Source organism: uncultured Pseudophaeobacter sp., assembly GCA_905479575.1.
In the GTDB taxonomy this organism is placed as follows: domain Bacteria; phylum Pseudomonadota; class Alphaproteobacteria; order Rhodobacterales; family Rhodobacteraceae; genus Pseudophaeobacter.
Map to the genome: position 1 here is coordinate 21,351 of CAJQNB010000049.1, position 9,033 is coordinate 30,383.

Genomic DNA, 9,033 nt, shown 5'->3' on the forward strand with positions numbered 1-9,033 from the left:
TCTGTTCCCTTAAGGACAACAGATTGAAAGGGACGCAAATTATGGATGGGACTAGACCTCATCGTGAAGACTGGAAGATCGGCGTCGATATTGGCGGCACCTTCATGGACTTCTGTGCGCTGGAAGTGAATTCCGGCCGTTTGGCAACTTTGAAAGTTCTGACAACTCCCGATGATCCGGGCGCGGAACTGACCACAGGGTTGTCACTGCTGGAAGAGCGGGACCAGCTTTCGCCCGAGACAGTGACGCGGTTTGTGCATGGGACCACCGTGGGAATTAACACGGTGTTGCAGCGCAAAGGCGCCAAGCTGGCGATGATTACCAACGCTGGCTTTGAAGATGTGCTTGAGTTGGCGCGCCTGCGCATGCCCGAGATGTATTCCCTGTTTTGCCACCGCGCTGCGCCGCTGATTTCGCGTGATCATATCTTTGGTGTGACTGCCCGGCTGAATGCACAGGGGGAAGAAACCACCGCACTGGAGGAAGGCTCTGTTGCAGAAGCCATCCAAAAGGCGCTTTTGGCAGGGGCTGAGGGCATTATCGTTTCTTTCTTGCACAGCTGGCGCAATGACGCCCATGAGCGGCGGGTGAAAGACATGATTTTGGACATGGCACCGGGGGTTTTTGTCTTCACCTCCTCCGAAGTCTGGCCGGTGATCCGCGAGTATGAACGCGGATGTACAGCGATTATGAATGGCTATGTGCACCCGCGTGTTGCCGGGTATCTCGATGCGCTAGAGACGCGTTTGGCCAGCAAGAATATCCCGGCAAAGGCTTTGCTCACCAAATCAAACGGCGGTGTGATGAGCGCAGGCGACGGGCGAGAGAACTGCGTTTCCATGCTGTTGTCAGGCTCGGCATCTGGTGTGACGGGCGCTGCCTGGCTGGCACGTCAGGCCGGAGAAGACCGCATCCTGACCCTGGATATTGGCGGCACCTCTGCCGATATTGCCCTGATCATCGACGGCGCGGCGAATTTTGGCACTGGGGAAATGATTGGTGATTTCCCGCTGTATATTCCTTCGGTTTCGGTCAGCTCAATTGCCATCGGTGGCGGCTCCATTGCGTCAGTTGATGACCATGGTGTCCTGCGGGTGGGACCGGGGTCTGCTGGATCCACGCCGGGGCCTGCCTGCTATGGGCGCGGTGGCACTGACGCCACGGTAACAGATGCAATGGCTGTCTGCGGCTGGCTGGGACATAGTGATCTGGCCTATGGGCAGCTCCGGATGGATCGGGATCTGGCGCTCCAAGCCGTGGCTGTGTTGGCCGCGCAGCTAGAGCGCAGCACCGAAGAAACGGCTCAGGCGATCTTGAACATTGCACTGTCCGAAATGTTCGTCGAGGTCGAAAAGCTCGCGTCACGCGAAGGTGTCGATCTGAGGGAATTCACATTGCTGCCCTTTGGCGGCGGCGGGCCGATGCTGGGGGCTTTCCTTGCAAGGGATCTGGGTATGACACGGGTTCTTGCCCCCCGACGCCCCGGTGTTGTGTCAGCGCTTGGTGGATTGGTGGCTGACCTGAGGGGGGATTTCATCCGCACCGTCTTTGCGGGGCTTGATGATACACTTGTCCCTGCTTTACAGGCGCAGTTCACAGAGCTTGCGCAAGAGGGCCATGCGTGGCTGAGCAGGCAGGGCCATGATGGACCCGCTGAACTGCAGCTGACCGCCGACATGCGGTATTCAGGTCAAAGCTTTGAGATCGAAGTTGCGCTCAAACCAGAGTGGCTGGAGAGTGCCTGTGACATCGCTGACGCTTTCCACAAAACCCACGCCCGTATCTATGACTTTGCGGATCCAGAGGGGCTGATCGAGGTTGTGAACCTGCGGCTGGCAATTGTTGGCGCAGGCCCAAATCCTGAAATTCCGGCGCAAACCGTCAGTGCCAGCACGGCAGAGTCAGAAAAAACCGTCTTGGTCTACACCGGCAGCTACCGCGGTGTTCCGCTGTATCGGCGCGAGACCTTGTCCCCTGGCACCCAGCTGCGCGGGCCAGCAATTGTTTCACAAGAAGACACGACGCTGATCATTCCACAGGAGTGCACGGCCGAGGTGGATTTTGCTTCGAACATCGTTGTGCATATCGAGGGCTCTGCTCATGACTGATAAAATGACACTGCGGGTTTTGGCGAACCATGCCCGCGCCGCCGCTGAAAACATGGCGCATACCCTGCACCGCACAGCGCATTCGGCATTTGTAAAAGAAACGCAGGATTTCACCGTCATGCTGATGGATCGGCGGGGCGATACCTTTGCTGTGCCAATGGACCTGGGGGCGACCTGGTATCCCGGTCTGACCTATGGCCGTGCGATTGATATGGTGTCGGACTATCGACCGGGCGATGTCGCCTTTACCAATGATCCCTATTCCGGCCACGTCGCAACACATGCCCCCGACACCCATCTTTGGAAACCGGTGTTCAGCGAGGGTGAAATCGTTGCCTGGACGGGCGGGCATATTCACAACACCGACATGGGGGGCGCTGTGCCTGCCTCTCTTAGCCGGTCGCTGACAGAGGTCCACCAGGAAGGTCTGCGCTTCCCCCCGATGAAGCTGGTGCACGAAGGCCAGTTTGATGAGACGGTGATGCGGATCATGGAAACCAATGTGCGTAAGCCTGGGCTGAACATCGGTGACATCAAGGCGCTTGTCGGGGCTCTGAACACCGGTGAACGCAAGGTGCAGGCGATGATCCAAAGGTTTGGCAAAACCGGTTTTGTCGATGGGGTGTCGCAGTTGATGGACCAGGCCGAAGCCGAAGCGCGGGCCATTCTACGGGCGACGCCGGACGGGGAATACATCTTTGCGGACTACGCCGACGAAGACAGCGATGCGGGCAATCCATGCCGCTTGCACCTGAAACTCTGCATCCAGGGGGACCAGGCGGTTCTCGATTTCTCCGGTTCCGATCCGCAGCTGGGCTCGTCTTTGAACGTACCCTCAGGTGGGGATCCTCGTCATACGATACTGTTGGTGGGGATCTATTATGTGCTGTACACCCTGAACCCGCAGATTTTGTTGAACACGGGCCTGACCCGCGCCTTTACCTGCATCACCCCCAAAGGCTCGGTGCTGAATCCGGTTGCGCCGGCTGCGGTAGGGATGCGGTCCCTGACCTGTGCCCGGCTGCGGTCGGTCATTTTTGGAGCCTTTGCCCAGGCCATTCCCGAAAAAATGCCCGCAGCCCCTGCAGGCAACAATTGCATCGTGAATGTGATGACACGGGACGAGCGCCACCAAAAAACGGTGATTGCAGCGGTGAACCCGGTTGTGGGCGGCGGTGGCGGGATGCCTCATCGCGATGGGACCAACGGGTCTGGCGCGGATGCGGCCTATCTCAAGAACACACCGATCGAGATAACCGAAACCGAGGTCCCCGTAGAGGTGCTGCGCTATGGTCTTGCGCAGGATACCGGCGGGGCAGGGCAATGGCGCGGCGGGCTGGCGACGGAGCTCTCGTTTCGCGTCTTTGCGCCCGACACCCGGATTACAGCGCGTAATCGGGATCGTTCAAAGTTCCGGCCATGGGGCACCCTGGGCGGGCAATCTGCGGGCCTGGCGCATATGGTATTGAACCCCGGTCAGCCTGCAGAAACGGATCTGGGCAACCGTGATACAGCCGTGCTGCAACCCGGTGACGTATTGATGATCCGCTCTGCCGGCGGTGGCGGACGAGGTGATCCATACCTGCGCGCCCCTGAACGCGTGGCGCGCGATGTCGCCTGTGGCTATGTCTCGCAAGAGGCGGCGGCCCATGACTACGGTGTCGTCATCGATAAAGGTATCGTTGATCAGAAACAGACACAGGCCCTGCGCAAGAAACGCCCGTTGCGGGACAGCATGTTCGACTATGGAGCGGAGCGGACCGCCTATGAGACCCAGTGGAGCGATGCCGCCTATGAGGTCTTGAACACGACCCTGGGCAAACTGCCTATCCATTGGCGGTTCTTCACCAAAACCGAGGTCTTTGCGCGGATGACAGAGCGCAAGGGCGCCGAGGGGGTAGAGGCGGCGCTGGGCGAGATTTGCACGCGTTTCCCTGAACTTGCGGCACTGCTTGCACGAGATGCACAACCGGGTGACGCATGACGGCCCGCGTGCAACGGCTGACAGCGGTCACGCGGCCTAAAATCGAGTTTCTGTTCGATGGGCTGCCGCTGTCCGGCCAGCAGGGGGATACCATCCTCACCGCGATATTGTCCAACAGGGGCGCGTTGCGCGCGGCTGAGTTCGGGCCAGAACAACGTGCCGGGTTTTGCCTGATGGGGGCCTGCCAGGACTGCTGGGTTTGGCGAGAAGAGGGAGCCCGCTTGCGGGCCTGCTCAACTCAACTGCACGCGGGCTTGCGGCTGAGGTCAAAAGCCCCTGATGGATGGCTGTCATGACAGAGGCGTTAAGCACTGGTGTTCTCATCGTAGGCGCTGGGCCTGCCGGAATTCGCGCGGCGCAAACCTGTGTAGCCGCAGGTCTGCATCCGATAGTGGTGGACGAGGCCAGCCAGGCGGGGGGGCAAATTTACCGACGCCCTGCTAGCACAGCGTCGCGCAGTGCCAAGGACCGGTATGGGTCGGAAGCTGGTAAGGCATTGGCACTGCATAAGTGCTTTGACCAGATGGTGGCAGATGGACAAGTGACCCATCTGTCCCAAAGCTCGGTCACAGCCATCGCTCATCAGTCTGCACAAGTCCTGACACAGGATGGTATCAGGGTGATAAGCTATGAGAACCTTATTTTGTGCACCGGCGCGGGGGACCGGTTGCTGCCGGTTCCGGGATGGCAATCGGCTGGTGTGTTTTCCTTGGGGGCCATGCAAATTGCCCTAAAAACACAAGAGATCGCCCTGGGGCGGCGGCTGGTTCTTGCCGGCACTGGCCCGTTGCTGACCTTGGTGGCGGCGCAACTGATCCGGGCGGGGGCCGAGGTGGCAGCGGTGTTGGATACCGCCCCGATGCGACAACAGGTTAAGGGAGCCTGGGCTATGGCCAGGGCGCGCCCCATCGTGACGCTCCGCGGGGCCTACCTGCGGGCTATACTGGGGCGACGCTACCAGGCCGGCGTGCGCAACTTGAAGATCACAACAAATGAGGCCGGACCGACCCAAATCAGCTGGCAAGATCACAGAGGCCAAGACCGTAGAACAGCCTGTGACGGGGTGGGGCTGGGCTGGCACCTTATGGCCGATACACAGCTTGCGGATCTGGCTGGGGCAAATTTCTGCTGGTCACCTGAATGGTCACAGTGGCTGCCCGCAAGTGATCCTGCCGGGCGCCTTGGCAATGGCGTCTATCTGGCTGGGGACGGGCTGCGCATTCTGGGGGCTGATGCCGCAGAATGTGCCGGACAGATCGCCGCAACCGCCTGTCTGGAGGACATGGGGCGTACTTGCCGCCCAAGCAAGCGCGTGCACCGACGCTATGCCCGGATGCAACGGTTTGCCTCTGGTCTGGCGCAGGCTTTTCAGGTGCCGCAGGAGCTTTTTTCACAACTGCCGTCTGATACGGTGATTTGCCGATGCGAAGGGGTGGAGCTTGGCGACATTCAGGCTGCGGCGCGGCGGGTTGGGCCAGAAATCAATCGGGTCAAATCCCAGTGCCGCATCGGCATGGGGCGCTGTCAGGGGCGCTATTGCCAGTTTGCTGCGGGGCGCATTCTTGCAGAAATGGGCCAGGTGGGGCCTGCAAAAATCGGTCGTTTGCGGGCGCAACCGCCGCTGCGCCCGCTACCGGTTTCAGCCGCTCTCCAGAGCGAAAGCGTGAAAGACCTGCAGTAAGGAAAATTTTGTGCCGCATTTGGCGGGATTTCGGCCCTTCTTGCCGAACCCCAAGGCTTAGATTGAGCACAAATCCAATCACGATCGGCGCCCATGAAACGTTCATTTGATCCCAGCACATTGACCCTGCCCACAGGGCACTACATCGGAAACGCCTATGTCCCGGCAGCGGCAGAGATTGCGGTGACAGCTCCCTCCGATGGCCGCAGCCTGGCAGGCATCGCCAGGGCGGATGCCGCCATCGTCGATCAGGCTGTTGAGACGGCAAAACAAGCGCTGCGCACCTCGGGTTGGGCGACATGTGCCCCGCGCGACCGTCTTCGCGCGCTGCAGGCCTGGGCTGACCTTATTGAGGCCGAAGCCGAAACACTGGCCAAACTGGAAGCGGTCTGTTCCACCCGGCCTGTGGGACAAGCAGCCGTGGGTGATGTCTTGATCACCGCAACACAGATCAGGTTTTTTGCCGAATTTGCCGACAAGGAAGGGGGCGATCTGGCCCCGACCTCTGCCGGGCAGCTGGGCTTTATCTCCCATGAACCCTATGGGGTTGTTGGGGCGATCACCCCCTGGAACTATCCGATTTCAATGGCGGGCTGGAAGCTGGCCCCGGCTTTGGCCGCCGGAAACGCGGTGGTTTTGAAACCTTCCGAGATGACGCCATTTTCGACCCTGTACATGGCTGAACTGGCTGTGCGTGCGGGTATTCCTGCCGGGTTGATCAATATCGTTCTGGGCGACGGCCAAACCACCGGCGCGGCCATCACCGGCCATCCTGATATTGCCAAGGTCAGTTTCACCGGCTCAACCCGCGCAGGCGGAGCGATCATGGAAAACATCGCCAAGACGGGGGTCAAGCCGATGACCCTAGAACTGGGCGGCAAGTCGCCGCAGATCGTTTTTGCGGATGCGGACCTGGAGCTGGTGGCCGATTGTCTTGCCCGTGGCATTCTGCCCAATGCAGGGCAGACCTGTGTTGCGGGGACGCGTTTGATTGTTCATCGCGATATTGCGGATGCGCTGGCGCAAAAGCTCATCCTGGCCTTTGCTCAGGAAAAACCAGCCGCGACCTGGGAGGATCCTGCCGGGTTTTCACCTATTATTTCGTCGCAGCAGCTGCAGCGGATCGACAGCATCGTCCAGGCCGCCAAATCCGAGGGCGCAGAGCTGCTGTGTGGCGGCAAAGCCTTTGATCGGAAGGGCAGTTTCTATCAGCCAACGATCATCGCCGGTGTCACTGACAGCAACCCTGCGGTGACTGAAGAAATCTTTGGCCCCGTCGTCACCTTGCAGACCTTTGCAAGCGAGGAAGAGGCTCTAACCCTGGGCAATCATCCGACCTATGGGCTTTGTGCCGGTGTTTATACCCGTGATCTTTCACGGGCGCTGCGGGTCACCAAGGCGCTGGAAGCGGGCACCGTCTGGGTTAATCGCTATGGGCGTTCGCAGGATCACATCTTGCCCACAGGGGGCTGGAAGGCGAGCGGCCTAGGCAAGGACCTGGGGCGCGAAGCCTTTCTTGCCAACCGCCGCAGCAAATCCGTGCTGATTGATCTGTGACACTAAAAGAAAGCTCTTAATATGAAATCTTACCAGATCGCTTTGATCCCCGGTGATGGCATTGGCGTCGACGTGACGGATGCAACGGTTCAGGTTCTGGAGGCTGCGGCCCAAAAATTCGGCTTTCAGCTGAATAACACCGAGTTTACCTGGTCCTGTGAATGGTACCTGAAGCATGGCACCATGATGCCAAAGGACGGGATTGAAACCCTTCGCGCCTTTGATGCGATCTTTCTTGGCGCTGTGGGTTGGCCTGAAACTGTGGCAGATTCGGTGTCTTTACATGGGCTGCTTTTGCCGATCCGCAAAGCGTTTACACAATACGCTAATATCCGGCCGCACCGGCTGTTGCCCGGGGTCCAAGGGCCCTTGGTCGCCGACGCCTTTGACATTCTCTGCATTCGCGAAAACACCGAAGGTGAATACTCTGGGGCGGGGGGGCGTGTGCATCAAGGCACGGCGGACGAAGTGGCGGTGGAGACCTCGGTTTTCACCCGCACCGGTGTCGAACGCATTCTTCGATATGGGTTTGAACAGGCCCGCGCCAGACGTGGGCATTTGACGTCGGTCACCAAATCCAATGCGCAAAAATACTCGATGGTGTTCTGGGATGAGGTCACCCGCGAACTGGCGGCAGAATATCCAGATGTCACGGTCAGCCAAATGCACATCGACGCCATGGCGGCAAAAATGGTGATGGCGCCGCAGGACCTGGATGTGATCGTTGCCTCAAACCTGTTTGGCGACATTCTGACAGATCTCGGCGCGGCCATTCAGGGCGGGCTTGGCTTTGCGGCCTCCGCCAATATCTGCCCAGATCATAGCGGCCCATCCATGTTTGAGCCGGTGCATGGCTCGGCCCCTGACATCGCGGGACAAGACATCGCAAACCCCATCGCCGCCATCTGGTCTGCCGCCATGATGCTGGATCATCTGGGCGAAGCAGAGGCCGCCTCCGCTGTGCTGTCGGCGATCGAAGCGGCGACTGCAAAAGGCATTGGCACCCATCCCGGCAAACACGCGACTGCTGTCATCACCGCAGCAATCATCGCAGAACTGGAGCTTTGATCATGAACCTACAAGACCCCAAATTGTTGCGCCACGCCGCATTTATCAACGGCGAATGGCTGGAACGCCCTGACATGTCAGTGACCAACCCTGCGACCGGATCTGTGATCGGCAAGGTTCCGGATTGCACCGGGGGCGAGACCGAGGCCGCCATCGCGGCGGCTGAAACGGCAATGGTCGCCTGGCGCGCACGTCCCAACGCAGAGCGGGCGGATCTTTTGATGGCCTGGCATGACCTGATGTTGGCCCACAAACAGGATCTGGGTCGTATTCTCAGCGCTGAACAGGGCAAACCCCTGGCTGAGGCCGAAGGTGAAATTGACTATGGGGCAAGTTTTGTGCGGTGGTTCGCCGAAGAAGCCCGCCGGATCAATGGGAAGGTCATCCCGGTTCCTGGTAAAAAATTGCTTGCCTTGAAAGAGCCCGTTGGGGTTGCGGCGATCATCACGCCCTGGAACTTCCCCAATGCGATGATCACCCGCAAGGTCGCGCCCGCGGTCGTGTCGCGAAGGTGGTGGAAATTTGAAGGTGGCGTAATCTCCGGGTGAACTGAACCCACCCAACCGGCGGCAGCAACCGCCAGGGAGATCACGCCATGAAGAACAATACCGACACTGCCGCGCTTTCGCTACTGG

8 protein-coding genes and 1 pseudogene are annotated in these 9,033 nt (G+C 59.6%); all 9 read left to right on the forward strand.

Annotation, left to right across the window (positions count from 1 at the left end; translation table 11 throughout):
- The first annotated feature begins 41 nt into the window (after positions 1 to 41).
- The 9 genes and pseudogenes from QZ268_RS13785 to QZ268_RS13815 all read left to right on the forward strand — a co-directional run bounded on the left by QZ268_RS13785 (position 42) and on the right by QZ268_RS13815 (position 8,946).
- Entirely contained in the window at positions 42 to 2,108 is a 2,067-nt protein-coding gene (locus QZ268_RS13785; protein WP_295453689.1) for a hydantoinase/oxoprolinase family protein, read from the forward strand.
- Entirely contained in the window at positions 2,101 to 4,092 is a 1,992-nt protein-coding gene (locus QZ268_RS13790) for a hydantoinase B/oxoprolinase family protein (RefSeq protein ID WP_295453691.1), read from the forward strand. The genes QZ268_RS13785 and QZ268_RS13790 overlap by 8 nt, the downstream gene beginning before the upstream one ends.
- Complete coding sequence (locus QZ268_RS13795) at positions 4,089 to 4,388, forward strand: (2Fe-2S)-binding protein (protein WP_295453693.1); 300 nt, start codon at positions 4,089 to 4,091, stop codon at positions 4,386 to 4,388. Before QZ268_RS13790 ends, QZ268_RS13795 begins: the two co-directional genes overlap by 4 nt.
- A pseudogene (locus tag QZ268_RS20195) lies at positions 4,385 to 4,924 on the forward strand (FAD/NAD(P)-binding oxidoreductase); the annotation flags it as partial. The gene QZ268_RS13795 and the pseudogene QZ268_RS20195, both read left to right, overlap by 4 nt.
- Before the next feature lie 410 nt (positions 4,925 to 5,334).
- A complete protein-coding gene (locus QZ268_RS20200) occupies positions 5,335 to 5,499 on the forward strand; it encodes a peptidase inhibitor family I36 protein (RefSeq protein WP_365322350.1) in 165 nt (54 codons plus the stop codon).
- Positions 5,426 to 5,773, forward strand: coding sequence for a (2Fe-2S)-binding protein (locus tag QZ268_RS20205; RefSeq protein WP_365322353.1), 348 nt, complete (start codon positions 5,426 to 5,428; stop codon positions 5,771 to 5,773). The genes QZ268_RS20200 and QZ268_RS20205 overlap by 74 nt, the downstream gene beginning before the upstream one ends.
- A 93-nt stretch (positions 5,774 to 5,866) precedes the next feature.
- Positions 5,867 to 7,330, forward strand: a complete 1,464-nt coding sequence (locus QZ268_RS13805) for an aldehyde dehydrogenase family protein (protein WP_295453698.1) — start codon at positions 5,867 to 5,869, stop codon at positions 7,328 to 7,330.
- Positions 7,331 to 7,351: 21 nt separating this feature from the next.
- Positions 7,352 to 8,398, forward strand: a complete 1,047-nt coding sequence (locus QZ268_RS13810; RefSeq protein WP_295453701.1) for a tartrate dehydrogenase — start codon at positions 7,352 to 7,354, stop codon at positions 8,396 to 8,398.
- A gap of 2 nt (positions 8,399 to 8,400) precedes the next feature.
- Complete coding sequence (locus QZ268_RS13815; protein ID WP_295453704.1) at positions 8,401 to 8,946, forward strand: aldehyde dehydrogenase family protein; 546 nt, start codon at positions 8,401 to 8,403, stop codon at positions 8,944 to 8,946.
- Positions 8,947 to 9,033: the final 87 nt, after the last annotated feature.